Origin of the sequence: Vibrio artabrorum, assembly GCF_024347295.1 — a bacterium.
GTDB classification, from domain to species: Bacteria; Pseudomonadota; Gammaproteobacteria; order Enterobacterales; family Vibrionaceae; genus Vibrio; species Vibrio artabrorum.
Genome location: NZ_AP025458.1, coordinates 2109511 through 2128023 on the forward strand (window position 1 = coordinate 2109511; position 18513 = coordinate 2128023).

Genomic DNA, 18513 nt, shown 5'->3' on the forward strand with positions numbered 1-18513 from the left:
TTTTATAAAGTTGGCTTTACCATAAAACCGAGTTTAGATAACGGCGTTAAATGACAAGATTCATCGCCCGTTAACTCGACTGCACTGTACTCTCTTCGGTCCCAATATTCTTTACGCATCTTGTCAAAAGACCCTGGCGTAGCAATATTGCGACGGAATACCGCGTCGTCTTTGCGCACATCATAGATCAACTGAGTCAAATTGTGCAGTGTTGCTTCATCCCAAGCTCTATCTAATTTCATCTGAGGTATCGGGGCTGTCGGCAATAAGTCACTTGCATAAGCACGCTGTTCAGTACCTAAAAACTCACAATAACTGTTGAAGATCATCGTGGTACCGCGCGCTTTACCCTCCAAACCGTAGCCCGCTACGTGAGGGGTTGCAAAAGCAAGCAGTGGAAGCAGTTCCATGTCGACTTCCGGTTCAAATTCAAACACATCAAGAACCGCAGTAAAACCGTCGGCTTTTTGCAAGCGAGTTTTTAGCGCTTGGTTATCGACCACAGGACCGCGAGCGGCATTGATCAGGATTTGGTCAGCACGTAAGTTGTTCAGCACTTGCTCATTGATTAAGTGATGCGTTGGGAACTCACCCGTTTTCGTGATGGGTGTATGCAATGTAATAACGTCTGATTGCTCAAGCAGAGTCTCTAGCTCAGTAAACTCGCGAGTATCACCCTCTTGCTGTTTTAGAGGATCGTTCAACAGTACTTTAATACCAATGCCTGCCAAGCATTTCGCTAAGTAACTGCCGACTTGACCACAGCCGATAATACCGATCGTTTTGTCGAAAACAGAGAAGCCTTGTTGTTGAGCCAGCACCATCATCGCACTGAACACATACTCCGCGACCCCTACCTTGTTACAGCCCGGTGCTGCGGTAAAGAAAATGCCACGCTCTTTCATCAATTCTTGGTCAACGTGATCCATACCAGCCGTCGCAGTACCGACAAACTTCAATTTATTGGCTTTGCTGATCAATGACTCGTTTACTTTAGTAACAGAGCGAATCATCAAAGCGTCTACGTCAACGAGGTCGTCAGCCGTTAATGTGCGACCAGGCTTCATTGTCACTTCCCCTAGCTGGCTAAAAAGCGCTTCAGCGTAAGGCATATTTTCGTCGATTAAGATTTTCATTTGGCGAGTACTTTTGTTGGGGTCTGTCGACCTAAATGTGAATTGAAACGATTGTGCAAAATTCCACACACGGTGTCGAGTCGCAATTGGAATACATGATAAATAAGGGCGATATTGGCAGTTATGACACCATAATGCCAAATGGAGTCAGCACTGAAGATCGTACAGCTCAGAAATGAAAAATGCCCGATTGAATAAACAACCGGGCAAATATCCAGAACAAAAGGATCCTATCTCGCTCTCCAGGAGACAGAGTCTTGCGTCTGTTCAACCCGTACTAACCAAAGTCAGTCCGGGTCAAGCTCTGGAAACCTTTCAATTTCTATACCTAAGCTTCGATTAGCCTTGGTATTTTTTGATAACCAGTGTTGCGTTCGTGCCACCGAAACCAAAGCTGTTAGACATCACAGTCGTTAACTCTTGCTCACGAGTTTCCGTTACGATGTCTAGGCCTGCGCCTGCTTCGTCTAGGTTTGCAACGTTAATGCTTGGAGCGATGAAGCCGTTATCGAGCATTAGCGTTGAGTAAATTGCTTCGTGTACGCCAGCGGCACCTAGAGCGTGACCGGTCATCGCTTTAGTTGCAGAAATAGCAGGGCTGTTGCCACCAAAGACTTCTTGGATTGCGCCAAGTTCTTTCACGTCGCCCACTGGTGTTGAAGTGCCGTGAGTATTCACGTAGTCAACGCTGTCAACGTTCTGCATTGCCATCTTCATACAACGAACCGCGCCTTCACCAGAAGGAGCAACCATGTCGTAGCCATCTGAAGTTGCACCGTAGCCTACGATTTCGCCGTAGATTTTTGCACCACGAGCAACAGCGTGTTCAAGTTCTTCGATAACGAGCATGCCGCCGCCACCAGAGATAACGAAACCGTCACGATCGGCATCGTAAGTACGAGAAGCCTGTTCTGGTGTGTCGTTGTACTTAGTAGAAAGTGCGCCCATTGCGTCGAACATCATCGTCAGAGACCAATCCAGTTCTTCACCGCCACCAGCGAATACAACGTCTTGCTTACCTAATTGGATAAGCTCCATTGCGTGACCAATACAGTGTGCAGATGTCGCACAGGCAGAGCTCATTGAGTAGTTCACACCACGGATTTTGAAAGGCGTTGCTAGACAAGCCGAAACCGTAGAAGCCATTGTACGTGGCACCATGTATGGGCCAACGCGCTTCACGCCTTTCTCACGAATAATGTCTACCGCGTTAACTTGGTTTAGAGATGAAGCACCACCTGAACCCGCAACGATACCCGTACGGTCATTAGAGACTTGATCTTCCGTTAAACCTGAATCAGCAATAGCTTGTTCCATCGAAAGGTATGCGAATGCCGCTGCATCACCCATAAAACGCATTTTTTTGCGATCAATATGGTCAGCAGGGTTCATTTTTAGGTTACCCCAAACTTGAGAGCGCAAGCCTTGTTCCTTGAACTGCTCTGAAGCGGTAATACCAGATTTACCCTCTTTCAGTGATGCTAAAACTTCTTCGACGTTGTTACCGATACTTGAAACAATACCCATACCGGTGATTACGACTCGTTTCATGTGACATTCCTATAATTCTAAATTCAGCTAGATAATAACTAAGAAGCTTAACAAAAGTGGTCAGCTTTCCCAGAAATTCGTACAATCTCTATCAACATATCGCTTCAAATCACAAAATGATAGATTTTATGACCTCAATTACGAATGCAGAACTGGAATGGAATGAGTCTGGCACGCCAGTCTCAGACCAATTTGACGATGTTTACTTCTCCAATGTTAATGGTTTAGAAGAAACTCGCTACGTCTTTTTAAAGCAAAACCACCTTCCAGAGCGTTGGCTTGAGCACAACCACCGTCGTTTTGTGATAGCGGAGACCGGCTTTGGCACTGGTCTTAACTTTCTTGCAGTCTGGCAGTGGTTCGATACTTTCCTCAAGGATAACCCTCAAGCGATGACCAAAGAGTTACATTTCATCAGTTTTGAAAAATATCCTTTAAATAAAGAAGATCTCATCAAAGCCCACCAATCATGGCCAGAATTAGCGCAATACGCAGAACAACTGCAACAACACTACCCTATTGCTCTGCCTGAGTGTCACCGCATTGTACTGGGTGACGGGGCTATCACGCTTGATTTATGGTTTGGTGATATTAAAGATTGCATGCCTAACGTACCAACCCCACGTAAAGGTTTGGTTGATGCTTGGTTCTTAGACGGTTTTGCACCAAGTAAAAACCCTGAGATGTGGAACCAAAACCTATTCAACGGCATGGCCAAGCTCGCGAAACAAGATTGCAGTTGCGCCACCTTCACCGCAGCTGGCTTTGTTCGCCGCGGTTTAATCGAAGCTGGCTTTGCCATGAAAAAGGTCAAGGGCTTTGGCACTAAGCGAGAGATGATTGCCGGCCGACTTGGCGAGAAGCACCCGCACACCAACATCAAACCTTGGTATGGCTTATCAGAGCACTGTGACTCGCAAGACATCGCCATTATCGGTGGTGGTATCGCCAGTGCTGCGCTTGCAAAAGCCTTAAGCCACCGAGGTAAGAACATCACCCTTTACTGTGAACACCCACAAGCTGCAGGTAATGCCTCTGGTAATAACCAAGGCGCGATTTATCCGCTATTGAGCGAAGCAACATCGAACGTCTCTCGCATATTTGGCCCAGGGCTGCTGTTTGCTCGTCAGTTCATCAATCAAGCTGCGCAAGCTATTGAATTCGATCATAACTGGTGTGGTGTGAACATTTTGATGTGGGATGAGGGTTCGACTAAGAAGCTCAATCGTATGTTGGAAGGCAATTTCCACACCGACTTGATTCAGCGTTTATCACCAGAGCAAGCCAACGAAAAGGTTGGCTTACCGGTCGACAAAGAGAGTGTTTACTTTCCGCTGGGTGGGTGGTTAAGCCCGCTTCAACTGACTCAAGGTCTTATTGGCAAGTTAGAACAGACCAATAAAGTAAGCACACACTATCAGCACCAAGTCACAGAGTTAAAGTGGCTCGAAACTGAACAGCAATGGCAACTAACCATTGATACGCCACAAGGTGAAATTCAAACTCAGCACGACCAAGTCGTGGTTGCGAATGGGCACAAGTTCACCCAATTTGAACAAACTCGCGCCGTTCCTTTGACGCCCGTTAAAGGGCAAGTGAGCCATATCCCAACCACGGAAAATCTCAGTAAACTAAAAACTGTGTTGTGTTTTGATGGTTATTTAACGCCGCAGAATCCAAATAACGGCCACCACTGCATTGGTGCGAACTACGACAAAACCAATATCGACCAAGAATTTGATATTGATGTTCAACAGCACAATGGTGAGCGCCTTCAAACCTCATTGCCGGACCAAGCATGGACACAAGATGTCGATACCAGTGGCAACTTATCGCGCCAAGGTATCCGAAGTGTAAGCCGTGACCACCTTCCGTTTGTCGGAAACGTCGGTGACTTTGAAGCCATTAAGGAGCAGTACCAAGATCTCCACAACTTCAACCCGCAGCGTGACTCGGTTGAGGATGTTGAAACGGTCACTAGCTTCCCTAACCTTTATTGCTTTATCGGGCTAGGCTCACGTGGCTTAAGCTCTACGCCATTATTGGCAGAAGTATTAGCATCACAAATCTGTGGCGATCCGCTTCCTTTACCTGTTGATGTGCTTGAGGCGATTCACCCAAGTCGTATGTGGGTACGCAGACTGCGAAAAGGAAAAGCATTAACGGCTGGATGGGTTGCTGACAAGCACTCTAAATCCAACCCGTAGTTTCTAGTTCAGCGATTCTGGCCTCTGAAACTAAAAGCTAAAAAGCCCGAGCGACGTTATGTCCCTCGGGCTTTTTGTTGTTCGTATTGTTCTAAACGGATGCGCTAAAAGAAGCAATGCTTAAAGCTTAGCAACCGCATCTTTAATTTGTCGAGCGATCGCTTCGTTACTGATAGAACCAGACGTAAAATCAAAGTTATCGTAGAAGCTTGGCACGGAAACTGACGCTTGCACATTGCCACCAAAATAAGGGGCAGAACCGGTTGCTGTACCCAGTACCGTTTGTGCGCCGCCCGGGCCGGGTGAAGTCGCGAGATAAACCGCAGGCTTTTCGCCAAACACTGAACGCTCAATGCGTGTCGCCCAATCAAATAAGTTTTTGTACGCTGCTGGGTAGTGACCATTGTGTTCAGCGAACGAGATAACAAACGCGTCAGCTTCGGCTAAGTCACTCAAGAATGCTTGAGCACCTTCCGCTTGACCAATCTCTTTTTCAATATCTTCACTGAACATCGGGACATTATAATCGTTGATGTCTAGAACTTTAACGTCAGCACCTTCAATCAAGTTTGCTGCGTAAGTTGCGAGTGTTTTGTTGATTGAGGTAGAACTTGTGCTTGCGCCAAATGCGATAACTTTCATGATGTAACCTTTTCAGTAATTCCGTTAAGTAGAATTAGAATAACGTCGTCAGAAAATAGCACCATCACAATTAATGAACGGACTCATTCAAAAATTTCGAACGAGTCTCAATACATCAAGATTAAGCTTGGTTTTGTAGCTCAACCCAAAGGTCATTAACGATCGTGCGGTCTGCTGGCGTTAATTCCGTGCGAGCATCATCTAGGCTTTTTTCAATGCGAGCTTTTACTTCTGCCACATCCTCAATGCCTTCTTCTTCACATGAAGCCACAGAAAGAGAAATATGACCACGCAAGTAACCACCAGCAAACAGCTCGTCATCGGATGCGTTTTCGATGCGAGCATCAATTACTTCGAGGAGTTTTTCTTCAAATTCGATAATCATAATCTTCTCTTACTTCACTATAAATTGGCTAGCACATAAAGGTTCGACATTGTAGAAGCGACGTAATGCTTCAGAGAGCATTTTGACACGAGGTGGAAGCCCAACTTCCAATATACTCATGACTTCACTATGCACTTTATTCATAAAAGCCAAACGGTCTGGCTCAAAATCGCCGTGTAGATTGTCACAGCTAACATTAAAAGGAAAGCCTGCGCTCATCGCAATGATCCATTCATACGCTTGTGGGCGAATTTCCACTTTTTCAAACTCAGCTTGAACCGTCTCAGTGCGACCATCAGGTTCATACCAATAACCGAAATCTTCTAATAAACGACGTTCAGGACCAGCAACACACCAGTGTGCTATTTCATGCAACGCAGAGGCGTAGAACCCACGCGCAAAAATAATTCTGTGATGTGGAATCTCATCATTGGCAGGCAAATAAATTGGCTCATCTGCGCCTAGCTCCAATTTAGTATTAAAGCTGTCATAAAAAGTTTGATTAAAAATATCGATAATGTCTGAATATTGGTGAGTCATAAAACGTGCTTGAAATGAAATAAACAGGTGTATTTTGCGTTGTTTTCTCAACTTGGTAAAGCCCCTATCAAGCGTAATGCTGTCAACACAAGCATTATCTACTATTGCACCGCAGTCCCTCTCTGCGATAGGCAATCTCAAGTTACTCAAATGGATTACTTCAACTAATCTGAAACCTTGATTCAGGGTACAAATATTCATTCGTCAACAAGCATTTTTACTACTACACTCGCGCTTCATTTTTATATCCCTAAGGCCTATAACACTGCAATGTATAGACCTAAATTATAGAGCTACAGCAATGCTACTAAGTGTTTTGTATATCATTGGCATCACGGCAGAAGCCATGACCGGTGCTCTCAGTGCCGGCAAACAAAAAATGGATTGGTTTGGTGTAATGCTGGTTGCCAGTGCAACAGCAATCGGCGGTGGTACAGTGCGAGATATCTTACTCGGCCATTACCCTTTAGGTTGGGTTGAAAACCCACAGTATCTGGCGATCACCTGTATCGCTGGCGTTATCACAACCGGGCTCGCCAAATGGGTACTCAAGCTAAAAGGCTTATTCATTCGTTTGGATGCGTTGGGGCTTATCGTGTTCAGCATCATTGGTACTAAAGTGGCGATGACCATGGGTCTGCACCCAATGATCTGCATGGTGTCTGCGCTAGTCACGGGTGTCTTTGGTGGTTTGTTGCGCGACCTTATCTGTCGTCAAACACCATTAGTGTTGCACGAAGAGCTGTATGCCTCTGTCGCACTTGTCGCTTCAGGTTTATACCTAGGTTTACTTGAACTGGGCATTAACGACGTAACCGCGACGACTGTTACACTCGTGGTGGGTTACTTGCTACGCATGGCGGCCGTACGGTTCAAGTGGCGCTTACCTTCATTCCAGCTTGATCCTGAAAGCTCTGTGCATTAATTAGATAAAGCGTTCACTAGAAAACAAAAAGGGTTGCTCCAACAGGAAGCAACCCTTTTTCATTTACTCAATCGCTAAATTTGAGGTGTATTGGTCGTTACGCCATGGTTTTGACCACGATGACGTAGCAAGTGATCAAGCAATACAATCGCTAACATCGCTTCTGCGATCGGTACCGCACGGATACCCACACATGGGTCATGACGACCTTTCGTGATTAACTGCGTTGCTTCACCGTCTTTAGTGATCGTGTCACCAGGAACGGTAATGCTTGATGTGGGTTTAAGCGCAATGCTTGCCACAATATCTTGGCCAGTAGAAATACCACCTAAGATACCGCCAGCGTGGTTGCTGCTGAAACCTTCTGGAGTTAATGGGTCACGGTGTTCACTACCGCGTTGATTAACGACATCAAAGCCATCACCAATCTCAACACCTTTTACCGCATTGATGCTCATTAGAGCGTGCGCGATATCTGCATCTAGACGATCAAAGATTGGCTCACCAAGGCCTACAGGCACTTTAGTCGCCACCACTTGAATCTTCGCACCGATCGAGTTGCCTTCTTTTAGCAAGTCGCGAATCAGTTGGTCAAATTCTGGTACTTTGTCGGCATCTGGGCAGAAGAAAGCGTTGTTTTCAATCTCGTTCCAATCCACTTTATCAATGGAGATATCACCCATTTGAGAAAGGTAAGCTTGGATTTCAACACCAAATTCTTGTTTTAGGTATTTCTTCGCAATTGCCCCTGCCGCTACACGCATTGCAGTTTCACGAGCAGAAGAACGACCACCACCACGGTAATCACGCACACCGTACTTTTGATGGTAGGTATAGTCAGCGTGTCCAGGGCGGAACTTGTCTTTTATTTCGGAATAGTCTTTAGAGCGTTGGTCTGTATTTTCAATCAATAGACCAATAGAAGTGCCCGTAGTTTGGCCTTCAAATACACCTGATAAGATTTTCACTTCATCCGCTTCACGGCGAGCCGTTGTATAACGTGAGGTACCTGGGCGACGACGATCCAAATCTCTCTGAAGGTCTGCTTCGGTAATGTCTAATCCTGGTGGGCACCCGTCTACGATACATCCTAGTGCGATACCGTGACTTTCTCCGAACGTGGTCACGCGGAAATGTTGTCCGATACTGTTTCCTGCCATTACTTCCTCTAAATCAGCTATAAACCGACTGGCTAATAACTTTACTTGTCTATTCTTCGTAAATTCATAGTCGCTTTATTACTAAATGATGTAAACCCCAAAAAACGAACAATTTTAATTTTCTGTTCGATGAACCCAACGAAATAAACAAAACAACAAAGGAAAATGACTCGCGCGTCAAAAGACCGGTTTTTATGGTAGGTAAAATGCAAAAAACCCGACAACTCGGAAAGTTATCGGGTTTCTTTAAATAATGGCACGCCCTGAAGGATTCGAACCTTCGACCACCTCCTTAGAAGGGAGGTGCTCTATCCAGCTGAGCTAAGGGCGCGCTACAGGGACGAATTATACGAATTAGAATCAGTAAAGCAACGGCTTTATGTAACATTATGATCTAAGTGAGTAAAAAAAGGGCAATAAGCCTATAGGTGTTGAAAATTAAGCCAAGGCAAACGTTTGCCTAATGGTAATTAAAAAGATTTTCTGGAATAATGCGCCAAAAACATCAGCCACTAACTTGAATATCAATAATAAGGAAATTCATGACTGCTCAAAATATTGATGGAAAGCTAATCTCTCAAACGGTTCGTTCTGAAGTAGCAGCACGTGTAAAAGCACGTAATGAAGCTGGATTACGTGCTCCGGGTCTAGCGGTTGTTTTAGTGGGTGAAGACCCGGCTTCTCAAGTTTACGTTGGAAGTAAGCGAAAAGCGTGTGAAGAGGTTGGCTTCGTTTCTAAATCTTACGATTTACCAGCCACTGCAACAGAAACAGAATTATTAGCCCTGGTCGATCAGCTAAACCAAGATCCAGAGATTGACGGTATTCTCGTTCAATTGCCTTTGCCTGCTGGTATCGATACAACCCACGTGCTCGAACGTATCACGCCAGAAAAAGACGTTGATGGTTTCCACCCATACAATGTCGGTCGCTTGGCTCAGCGGATGCCTAAGTTACGTTCTTGTACACCAAAAGGCATTATCACGCTGCTTGGTCGTTACAACATCGATCTACGTGGTAAACATGCGGTTGTCGTTGGTGCCTCAAACATCGTTGGTCGCCCAATGACATTAGAACTACTTCTTGCTGGCTGCACCACAACCACATGTCACCGCTTCACCAAAGATCTTGAAGGTCATGTTCGTCAAGCGGATGTGGTTGTGGTTGCCGTAGGGAAACCAAATTTCATTCCCGGAGCTTGGATTAAGAAAGGCGCTGTCGTGGTCGATGTAGGCATTAACCGTTTAGATTCAGGTAAGCTGGTTGGCGACGTTGAATACGATGTCGCGAAAGAAAACGCAAGCTTCATCACTCCGGTACCCGGTGGTGTTGGTCCAATGACCGTTGCAAGCCTAATCGAGAACACCATGATTGCTTGTGAGCAATTTCACTCGAAATAACGCACAAACGGCAACATAGATCGCGACACCTACCGTGACGTCAACAGACTAAAAAAGCCGCAATGTCATGCTCATTGCGGCTTTTTTGATAAGAAGTGTCGATAAGTCGTTATTCTACAATCAAAATTTCTAACGACGTTATCGAGTGTTTTAACAAGCTAGGATGACCCGTTATTGACTACGATTGGTATTATTACACTTTATTTTGTTCAAGCTGCTGTGGAGCGGGTAATAAACTAATGATTTCGCATTCTGTCGATATCAACTTATCCAAATCAGAACCTTGTGTAACTAAGCGGAACTCACCGTTAGTAATCACACCAAGTGGAATGGCTTTAGGGTAAAGAGTATTAAATTCATTAAGGTCAAACGCTTCTGTTAAACCTGTACTCTTAATTTGACTGCCTTGAGCCATCAGCGAATTCAGTTTCGAATACGTCATCCCTTCCGCAAACAAACGCCGGTTTTTACTGCGACTCACATGATGCCTTTCGTGCTTAGTCTCTGATGACTCAAGTTCAAACACTTTGTTGTCACCAAATTCACCCTGATAGTGCATACTGACTAATGGGTTCGTTTGACGATAAGGCGAAACAATCATGGCACGCCCTATCCCATCCAACTCGAGATTAATTTCTGCGTGGCTTGAGGCTGGATTACCGAAATAGACATTCAGGTTTTCCATCCGAGCCAAGCGAATGCTTTCCCAGTTGGTATCGGTAAGCACACTGTTAATGTTGTGTGTGGCCAAGATTTTAGCTAACTGTCTAGCAAAAAGAGTCGCACCAAAGAAAACCACACCTTGTGCTTTCTCTTGTGTCACTCCTAATCTTCTTGCCCACCAACTTGCAGTCAGGCTCTGAATCACAACCGTACCAATGATGACCAAAAACACCATAGGGACCAGCAAATCCGCCCCTTCAATTAATTGCTTTTCTTGGAGCTTAATAGCAAACAATGAAGAAACGGCAGCGGCGACGATCCCGCGAGGTGCCATCCAACTTAGGAACCATTTCTCGGCTGAAGTAAGATCGGTGCCGATCCCGCTGAGCCAAACACTCAAAGGACGAGCGACAAGCATAACAACCGCTAATAAGCCCACACCGCCCCAACCTATCGAGAGAAAATGCCCCGAATCCAATCGACTCGCTAACAGAATAAACAGGGCTGAGATCAGTAACACCGTCAGAGTTTCTTTAAACTCGATAATATCTTCAAGATCCAAACTTTTCACATTGGCTAGCCAAATCCCCATGATCGTCACAGTTAGTAAACCAGACTCTTCACTCAGGTCGTTTGAAAAGGAAAATGCGCCCAACATTAACGTCAGGACGGCTACGTTACGCAAATAATGCGGCACCCAATGCCCTTGCAGCATTTTGGCTATCACATAGCCACCGATGATCCCTAAGCTTAAACCTATGGACAGAGTCAGCCCTAATGCGGACAGTACATGGCTCGTCGGATCGGCTGAAGAGACAATGTATTCGTAAACGAGAACGGCAAACAGTGCGCCAATCGGATCTATCACTATCCCTTCCCATCGCAAGATACTGCCTAACGAAGATTTAGGCTGAATGCTTCGCAACATCGGAACAATAACCGTCGGGCCTGTCACCACAACTAATGCACCAAATAAAGCCGCTAATGGCCAACTGAAATCCACAAAGTAGTGAGCTCCAATAACAATGCACACCCATGTAATCAACATGCCGAAACTCACCAAGTGAGTCACCATCCGACCATGCCCTCTGATTTCTTTGAAATTCAAGGTCAACGCGCCTTCAAATAGAATGATGGCGACACCTAATGAAATCAATGGGAACAACACATCGCCAAAGATGACATCAGGATTGAGGATATTTAACCCCGGACCGAGTAGCAAACCAACGATCAAGAGTGGAAGAATGGCAGGCACTCGTAAACGCCAGCCTAATAACTGGCACGCTAAGGACAAAAGCCCTATTAGCGCTAAGGAAGAAGTGATCGACAAATCCATTTTGCCTCCTAAATATGGGGACTGCCAATGGCAAAAATCTAAAATAAATGCAGAGAAAAAGGACTCCGAGGAGTCCTTTATATCATTTGGCCTATGATAGGCTAAATGCTATTCAAAACAGAGTTAGTCTCTTAATCAAACTTAATTCTGTCAGCTAAATGGCTAACGGCTAAAGCAAAGTAATAAGAGCGATTCCACTTCATTAACACATTGTAGTTGTTGTAAACGAGGTATGCGCGACCCGCTTCGTCATCCGGCATAATCAACCAAGCTTTGATGTCTTCATCTAACATTGGAAGTGGGCGATCGTCGTAACGCTTGATACCAAGTTCAGACCACTCTTTTAGGTATTTCGCTTTCCCTTCACCTCGTCCTTGTAGGTCAAGAGACACCGTTGATGGCACATGAACCTGACGACCCCAAGTATATTTGTCATCCCAACCCGATTTGCTGAGATACTTGGCCGCCGAAGCAAAGACATCTTCTTCGGTTCCCCAAATATCTTTCTTTCCGTCACCATTACCATCAGCGGCATAAGCAAGAAATGAGCTTGGCATAAACTGAGGTTGTCCCATCGCGCCTGCCCACGATCCTTTCATATCTTTAGGGGCAATATGACCTTGTTCGAGAATCGTCAATGCCGCCATCGCTTCTTTACGGAAAAATGCTTCTCTACGCCCCTCATAAGCCATCGTCGTCAAAGCATCGATAACACTGTAATGGCCCGTGAACTGACCAAAATTACTCTCTACGCCCCATAGAGCGACAATGAATCTCGGCTGCACACCGTATTCATCGCCAATGCGCTTTAGCGCTTGATAGTGTTGTTTATACAACGATTTCGCTTGTTTCACTTTCCAACCAGGGACAGCTCGTGGAATATACTCATCCAACGTCAGTTTCTTTTCGGGTTGATTTTTGTCCGCTTTCACCGCTCTGGGCTTAAACGTCACGCCATCGAAAGCTTCATCAATGATCGCTTCAGAAATACCTTGCTCTCGGCCTTGTTGCTTTAATGTTTCCACATACTGTTCAAAGCTGACACCTTCAGCTTGAACTGAAGCAATGGTTAGGCTATTACCCAAAAGTAACGCCGATAGTGCCAATATCGTTTTTGAAAATTTATACAATGACCATTCCTCCTTGAATAGGGTGACTATCACTCATCATCTTGAGCATTATGTTGAGCTTTACGCTCTTTGTGTCGTTCAAGTTCGTTGACAGGCGGAGGCGGAACTTGCAAAAAGAAACCATCGGTATTGAGTGACTCTCTCACTTTGTCGATGTTCACTTGCGCTAACTTTCGGCCGTCCATTTTAATTACCATGACAAAACTAGGTTTACCAAACATTTGCATCAATGCGTCAGGAACTTGTGAAAAATCATCCTTTTTGGGGATATAAAGATATGTTCCTTCTTTCTTTGAACTCTTATATATAGAACACAGCATGACAAACCTTTTTAAATGTTTATGACTACAAAACTCTCACTTGCGAGAGCTATAGTTTATGTTAGGGAAATTTTGGGAACAAAACGTTCATTTGACAACAAGATTACTTGCTGTGCTTGGTTTGGGAATATAACATGATAAGTCTCGTTTCAGGCAATGCCCTTTATTTTTTATTAATAAAGAATTGTTACCCATTCGCTATTGAGGTCCTGTAGTTTTTCGATGCCTAGTAACCCAGATCTAAAAGGTAGTAGTTTTACGCTATCTGTTTTGCACTTATCCGATGATCAAGTCGAAAATGCAGTCTCTTTTCTTCAAGAGAAAGTCGACCAAGCACCGACGTTTTTCGCCGCAGCCCCTGTTGTTATAAATATCAGCAAAGTGGTTGGCGATATTGATTTCGTGCAACTAAAAAATGGCATATCTCAAGCGGGAATGATTCCCGTTGGCGTAACGGGTTGCTCAGATAAACGCATGCAAAACCTAGCTAAAGAAGCAGGATTCGCCGTGATGACGGCAAGCAAGTCGCCATCTCAAGCTCCTGCCCAAATGGCACCGATTAAAGTCGTCAGAACCCCGATTCGTTCTGGTCAGCAAGTGTATGCCAAAGATGGTGATTTGCTGATTCTTAGTCATGTGAGTGCAGGCGCGGAAGTGATTGCTGATGGCAGCATCCATATTCATGGCACGCTACGTGGCCGTGCGATTGCAGGAGCAAGTGGCCAATCTGACGCGAAAATAATTTGTAATGATTTACAAGCTGAGTTGGTTTCGATTGCTGGTAATTACTGGCTCAGCGACCAAATTGATAGCGAATACTGGCAGAAAAAAACCATGTTCAGTATGGCAAACGGTGTATTACACGTTGATGTCATCGCAATATAAGAGAAATAAAAGGAAAACAAGAATGGCACGCATTATCGTTGTAACGTCAGGCAAAGGCGGGGTAGGCAAAACGACCTCCAGTGCAGCTATTGCCTCAGGACTGGCTTTAAAAGGGAAAAAAACCGCAGTTATCGACTTTGACATCGGTCTGCGTAACCTAGATTTAATCATGGGTTGTGAGCGCCGCGTTGTGTACGATTTTGTGAACGTTATCAATGGTGAAGCAACGCTAAACCAAGCGATGATCAAAGATAAGCGTACAGAGAACCTGTTCATTCTTCCTGCATCTCAAACTCGCGATAAAGATGCCCTGACGAAAGATGGGGTTCGTCGTGTGTTTGATGAACTGGATGAAATGGGCTTTGATTTTATCATTTGTGACTCTCCTGCTGGCATCGAGCAAGGAGCTCTGATGGCGCTGTATTTTGCGGATGAAGCCATTGTAACCACCAACCCTGAAGTTTCTTCAGTTCGCGATTCAGACCGTATTTTAGGCATCCTTGACTCGAAGTCTCGACGCTCTGAAGACGGATTAGAGCCAGTGAAAACACACCTTCTACTGACACGCTACAACCCTGCACGTGTCAACCAAGGCGAAATGCTCAGTGTTGAAGACGTTGAAGAGATTTTGCACATTTCTCTACTGGGTGTGATTCCAGAGAGTCAAGCAGTACTGAACGCGTCAAACAAGGGTGTGCCTGTCATTTTTGACGAAGCAACCGACGCCGGTATGGCTTACAATGATACAGTAGAACGACTACTGGGTAGCCAAGTGGACTTCCGTTTCTTAACGGAGCAAAAGAAAGGCATCTTCAAAAGACTGTTCGGGGGCTAATACGCAATGTCATTATTAGAGTTTTTTAGACCACAGAAAAAGACGACCGCAAATCTAGCTAAAGAGCGTTTGCAGATCATTGTTGCCGAGCGCCGTAGTCATGACGACCCCGCTCCATCGTACTTACCGCAACTGAAAGAAGACATCTTGAAGTGCATTGCGAAGTACGTTGATGTCGACCCGTCGATGGTTGATCTGACGTTCGAACACAAAGATGACGACATCTCAGTACTCGAGCTGAACGTTAAACTTCCAGAAGAAGAGCGATAGCCTTTCTGTTCGAAATCGACCAGCCGTCTGTGGCTTATGTCGACGGAATAAAAAAGAGAGCCTAGGCTCTCTTTTTTGTATCGGTCATTGAATCACTGTCACTCAATTCGAGTGTATAACAACAAGCGGTTATTTGATCGCTTTACTCAGCTTCTCACCAACCACATCTAAACGCCAGCCTTGCATCACATCAGGTAACTTCTCTGGGTTACGATTGTGCTTCCACACCCAACTTAACACTTGGTTAAGTTGCTTCTTCGACGCCAAAAACTCAGTTGCTAAGCCACTGTGTTGCGATGCGACTTTCACTTCATCTTTCAACACTTTGAACAGCTGTTTGTAACCTGGGTGGTCCATCAGACGTTCTACTGGCGCTGGGTACTCTTCTTCTGGCGTATGCTCAGCCAATTTCACGATGGAGCTGATCTTGGCGCCATGGCGACGCACAGAGCGGTAATCAAAACCTTCTTGCTCCATATGCTTAGGATCTTTGATCGCGAATCGAGCCACTGCCCATAAGTCTTGTTCTTTAAAGACAAAGTTCAATGCCAAATCACGCTTAATCGCTTCTTTTAGACGCCAAGTTGCTAAAGGTCTCAAAATTGCTAACTGTTGAGGTTTTAGCTGCCACGCGCCTTTAATATCAAGGTAAGCGTTGTCTGGGTTTGCTTTACGGATGCGCTTAGCCACTTGTAAATCAGACTCTTGTTGCGCCGCTTCCCACCAGCCCGCTTCCATCACTTTTTCGAGAAGCTTGTTGTACATTGGCATCAAGTAGTGAACATCTGCGGCAGCATAGTCGAGTTGCTTTTGAGAAAGTGGACGAGCTAGCCAGTCAGTACGAGATTCACTCTTATCTAGGTCAACACCAACAAACTCTGAAACCAGAGCCGCAAAGCCCGTTGATAAGCCATAACCTAAGAATGCCGCCATGATCTGCGTATCAACCATTGGCGTTGGTGTGCAACCAAATGCGTTTTGGAAGACTTCTAAATCTTCGCCACACGCGTGCAGCACTTTCAATACTGAAGCGTCTTTCAACAGCCCAACAAAGGGAGTCATTTCATCAAGAGCAATAGGATCAATCAGTGACAGCGTTTCACCATCAAATAACTGAATTAAGCCTAATTGAGGGTAATAGGTTCTTGTACGAACGAACTCTGTATCAAGCATAACAACATCGGCTTCACGTGCTTGTTGGCAAACTCGCTCAAGGTCTTTCACTTGGGTAATGATTTGATAATCCACAAAAACTCTCACTGATTTACTTTGATTGTCGGATACAAAAATGCCGACATTAACTGTCGGCATTCTAACACCATTTTTCAGCGCTCGCTTAGATTAAGCGCCTGAACGATTTCAGGTGCACCCCAAGCATTACTCACTTGCGCGTTTGGCAAGCTCTGCGTCGTTTTCTTCACGAAGCACTCGGCGCAAGATTTTGCCTACATTGGTTTTTGGTAGTTCTTCACGGAACTCAATCAATTTAGGGATCTTGTAACCCGTTAGGTGTTCACGACAGTGTGCGATAATGTCTTCTTTGGTTAGGCTAGGATCACGCTTCACAACATAGATCTTAACCAACTCACCAGACACTTCATGAGGTTGACCAATAGCGGCCACTTCTAACACTTTGCCATGAAGAGCCACTACGTCTTCAATTTCGTTCGGGTAAACATTGAAGCCTGACACAAGAATCATGTCTTTCTTACGGTCAACGATGTACAACAAGCCTTCGTCATCAAACTTGACGATATCACCAGTCGATAACCAACCCTCTTGGTCGATCACTTCTTTGGTCGCTTCAGGACGCTGCCAGTAGCCTTGCATCACTTGTGGACCACGAACCTGCAATTCACCCACTTGGTCATTACCAACCACTTTACCTTCATCATCCACAATACGAACTTCTGTCGATGGTACCGGTAGACCGATTGCCCCCGTGTAGTCTTGTAGATCGTATGGGTTACCTGTGACCAAAGGAGCACATTCGGTTAAACCATAACCTTCTAAAAGGTGAACGCCTGTTGCTTTCTTCCATTGCTCAGCAACAGCGCGTTGAACCGCCATACCACCGCCAACAGATAAACGCATATTACTGAAATCCAATTCGTGGAAATCTTCGTTATTCACGAGCGCGTTGAACAAAGTGTTTACGCCGGTAATCGCAGTAAACGGAACCTTTTGCAGCTCTTTAATAAAGCCGGGAATGTCACGCGGGTTCGTAATCAGAAGGTTGCGCCCCCCCATCTCAATAAACAGTAAACAGTTCACCGTTAGTGCGAACACGTGGTAAAGCGGCAATGCCGTTACGACCAATTCACGGCCTTCTTGCAGCACAGGGCTGTATGCCCCTTTCGCTTGAAGGACGTTCGCAATCATATTGCGGTGCGTTAAGATTGCCCCCTTCGCTACCCCTGTTGTCCCCCCGGTGTACTGTAAGAATGCGATGTCATCGCCCGCCATAAATGGCTTCACGTACTGTAGACGACGGCCCTTATGCAATGCTTTTCTAAATGAGATAGCACCCGGTAGATCGTACTTAGGTACCATACCTTTTACGTATTTCACGACGAAGTCGACAATCGTCCCTTTCGCTCGTGGTAGCATTTGCCCAAGGCTGGTTAAAACAACGTGTTTAACCGGTGTTTTGTCAACGACCTTCTCTAGCGTACTCGCAAAGTTAGAAACGATCACAATCGTCTTGGCACCAGAATCATTCAGCTGATGTTCAAGTTCACGAGGCGTATACAGTGGGTTGACGTTCACAGCAATCATACCGGCACGTAATACACCAAAAAGTGCAATTGGGTATTGCAGCAAGTTTGGCATCATCAGTGCAACACGATCGCCCTTCTTCAGTTTTAGATCATTCTGTAAATAAGCCGCAAAAGCACGACTGCGCTCTTCAAGCTTACGGAATGTCATAATAGATCCCATGTTCTCGAATGCTGGTTGGTCGGCGTACTTCTGTACCGACTGTTCAAACATTTCAATAAGAGATGGGTACTGATCTGGATTGATCGTCTCTGGTACGTCACTTGGATAACGTGAAAGCCAAGGTTTATCCACTATGTTACTCCTCGTTTATCAGCTTACGACTGCTCGCCGCTATTTGTCATTGCGGT

Annotated in this window: 17 protein-coding genes, 1 tRNA gene and 1 pseudogene; 7 read left to right on the top strand and 12 right to left on the bottom strand. The window is 45.3% G+C overall.

What is annotated here, in order from left to right:
• Window positions 1-2: 2 nt before the first annotated feature.
• A complete protein-coding gene (locus tag OCU36_RS09380; RefSeq protein ID WP_261837757.1) occupies window positions 3-1136 on the bottom strand; it encodes a 4-phosphoerythronate dehydrogenase in 1134 nt (377 codons plus the stop codon).
• A gap of 134 nt (window positions 1137-1270) precedes the next feature.
• On the opposite strand from OCU36_RS09380, the pseudogene OCU36_RS20095 reads away from it, so the two are divergent.
• Window positions 1271-1479 (top strand): annotated as a pseudogene (locus OCU36_RS20095) (hypothetical protein).
• Here OCU36_RS20095 and fabB read toward each other — a convergent pair.
• Window positions 1476-2687, bottom strand: coding sequence for a beta-ketoacyl-ACP synthase I (gene fabB, locus OCU36_RS09385; RefSeq protein ID WP_261837758.1), 1212 nt, complete (start codon window positions 2685-2687; stop codon window positions 1476-1478). The pseudogene OCU36_RS20095 and the gene fabB sit on opposite strands and share 4 nt — an antisense overlap.
• Before the next feature lie 56 nt (window positions 2688-2743).
• Between fabB and mnmC the strand changes: the two genes are divergently transcribed.
• Window positions 2744-4894 carry a bifunctional tRNA (5-methylaminomethyl-2-thiouridine)(34)-methyltransferase MnmD/FAD-dependent 5-carboxymethylaminomethyl-2-thiouridine(34) oxidoreductase MnmC gene (gene mnmC / locus OCU36_RS09390; protein ID WP_261837759.1) on the top strand — a complete coding sequence of 717 codons (2151 nt, stop codon included), beginning with the start codon at window positions 2744-2746 and terminating at the stop codon, window positions 4892-4894.
• 120 nt (window positions 4895-5014) lie between these two features.
• Here mnmC and OCU36_RS09395 read toward each other — a convergent pair whose 3' ends face one another.
• The 3 genes from OCU36_RS09395 to OCU36_RS09405 form a co-directional block, all read right to left on the bottom strand.
• On the bottom strand, window positions 5015-5536 hold the full coding sequence (locus tag OCU36_RS09395; RefSeq protein ID WP_261837760.1) for an NADPH-dependent FMN reductase: 522 nt from the start codon (window positions 5534-5536) through the stop codon (window positions 5015-5017).
• A gap of 121 nt (window positions 5537-5657) precedes the next feature.
• Window positions 5658-5921: a YfcL family protein gene (locus tag OCU36_RS09400; protein ID WP_261837761.1), complete on the bottom strand. Its 264-nt coding sequence runs from the start codon at window positions 5919-5921 to the stop codon at window positions 5658-5660.
• 9 nt (window positions 5922-5930) lie between these two features.
• Complete coding sequence (locus OCU36_RS09405; protein WP_261839719.1) at window positions 5931-6461, bottom strand: elongation factor P hydroxylase; 531 nt, start codon at window positions 6459-6461, stop codon at window positions 5931-5933.
• Between the two features lie 301 nt (window positions 6462-6762).
• Here OCU36_RS09405 and OCU36_RS09410 point away from each other — a divergent pair, with 301 nt between their 5' ends.
• Entirely contained in the window at window positions 6763-7386 is a 624-nt protein-coding gene (locus tag OCU36_RS09410; RefSeq protein WP_261837762.1) for a trimeric intracellular cation channel family protein, read from the top strand.
• Between the two features lie 74 nt (window positions 7387-7460).
• On the opposite strand, the gene aroC is transcribed toward OCU36_RS09410, so the two are convergent.
• Together aroC and OCU36_RS09420 are read right to left on the bottom strand one after the other, a co-directional pair.
• On the bottom strand, window positions 7461-8546 hold the full coding sequence (gene aroC, locus OCU36_RS09415; RefSeq protein WP_261837763.1) for a chorismate synthase: 1086 nt from the start codon (window positions 8544-8546) through the stop codon (window positions 7461-7463).
• A 254-nt stretch (window positions 8547-8800) separates the two neighbouring features.
• Window positions 8801-8877, bottom strand: a tRNA-Arg gene (locus OCU36_RS09420).
• Window positions 8878-9088: 211 nt separating this feature from the next.
• Between OCU36_RS09420 and folD the strand changes: the two genes are divergently transcribed.
• Window positions 9089-9946 (top strand): bifunctional methylenetetrahydrofolate dehydrogenase/methenyltetrahydrofolate cyclohydrolase FolD, encoded by an 858-nt coding sequence (gene folD, locus OCU36_RS09425; RefSeq protein WP_261837764.1) that lies wholly within the window; start codon window positions 9089-9091, stop codon window positions 9944-9946.
• A 193-nt stretch (window positions 9947-10139) separates the two neighbouring features.
• Here the strand turns inward: folD and OCU36_RS09430 are convergent, their stop codons facing one another.
• The 3 genes from OCU36_RS09430 to OCU36_RS09440 form a co-directional block, all read right to left on the bottom strand.
• Window positions 10140-11945 carry a cation:proton antiporter gene (locus OCU36_RS09430; RefSeq protein ID WP_261837765.1) on the bottom strand — a complete coding sequence of 602 codons (1806 nt, stop codon included), beginning with the start codon at window positions 11943-11945 and terminating at the stop codon, window positions 10140-10142.
• 131 nt (window positions 11946-12076) lie between these two features.
• Window positions 12077-13075 (bottom strand): lytic murein transglycosylase, encoded by a 999-nt coding sequence (locus OCU36_RS09435; RefSeq protein WP_261837766.1) that lies wholly within the window; start codon window positions 13073-13075, stop codon window positions 12077-12079.
• A 29-nt stretch (window positions 13076-13104) separates the two neighbouring features.
• Window positions 13105-13395 carry a YcgL domain-containing protein gene (locus OCU36_RS09440; RefSeq protein WP_261837767.1) on the bottom strand — a complete coding sequence of 97 codons (291 nt, stop codon included), beginning with the start codon at window positions 13393-13395 and terminating at the stop codon, window positions 13105-13107.
• A gap of 222 nt (window positions 13396-13617) precedes the next feature.
• On the opposite strand from OCU36_RS09440, the gene minC reads away from it, so the two are divergent.
• From minC to minE, 3 genes are read left to right on the top strand one after another with little or no spacing between them, the layout of a single operon-like run.
• Entirely contained in the window at window positions 13618-14280 is a 663-nt protein-coding gene (gene minC / locus OCU36_RS09445) for a septum site-determining protein MinC (RefSeq protein ID WP_261837768.1), read from the top strand.
• 22 nt (window positions 14281-14302) lie between these two features.
• Window positions 14303-15115, top strand: coding sequence for a septum site-determining protein MinD (gene minD / locus OCU36_RS09450; RefSeq protein ID WP_008221225.1), 813 nt, complete (start codon window positions 14303-14305; stop codon window positions 15113-15115).
• Between the two features lie 6 nt (window positions 15116-15121).
• Complete coding sequence (minE, locus tag OCU36_RS09455) at window positions 15122-15385, top strand: cell division topological specificity factor MinE (RefSeq protein WP_261837769.1); 264 nt, start codon at window positions 15122-15124, stop codon at window positions 15383-15385.
• Between the two features lie 129 nt (window positions 15386-15514).
• On the opposite strand, the gene rnd is transcribed toward minE, so the two are convergent.
• Both rnd and fadD read right to left on the bottom strand, forming a co-directional pair.
• The gene (gene rnd, locus OCU36_RS09460) at window positions 15515-16633 is read right to left on the bottom strand and encodes a ribonuclease D (protein WP_261839720.1); all 1119 of its coding nucleotides are present in this window, start codon (window positions 16631-16633) and stop codon (window positions 15515-15517) included.
• 129 nt (window positions 16634-16762) lie between these two features.
• Window positions 16763-18457, bottom strand: a complete 1695-nt coding sequence (gene fadD, locus OCU36_RS09465) for a long-chain-fatty-acid--CoA ligase FadD (RefSeq protein ID WP_261837770.1) — start codon at window positions 18455-18457, stop codon at window positions 16763-16765.
• Window positions 18458-18513: the final 56 nt, after the last annotated feature.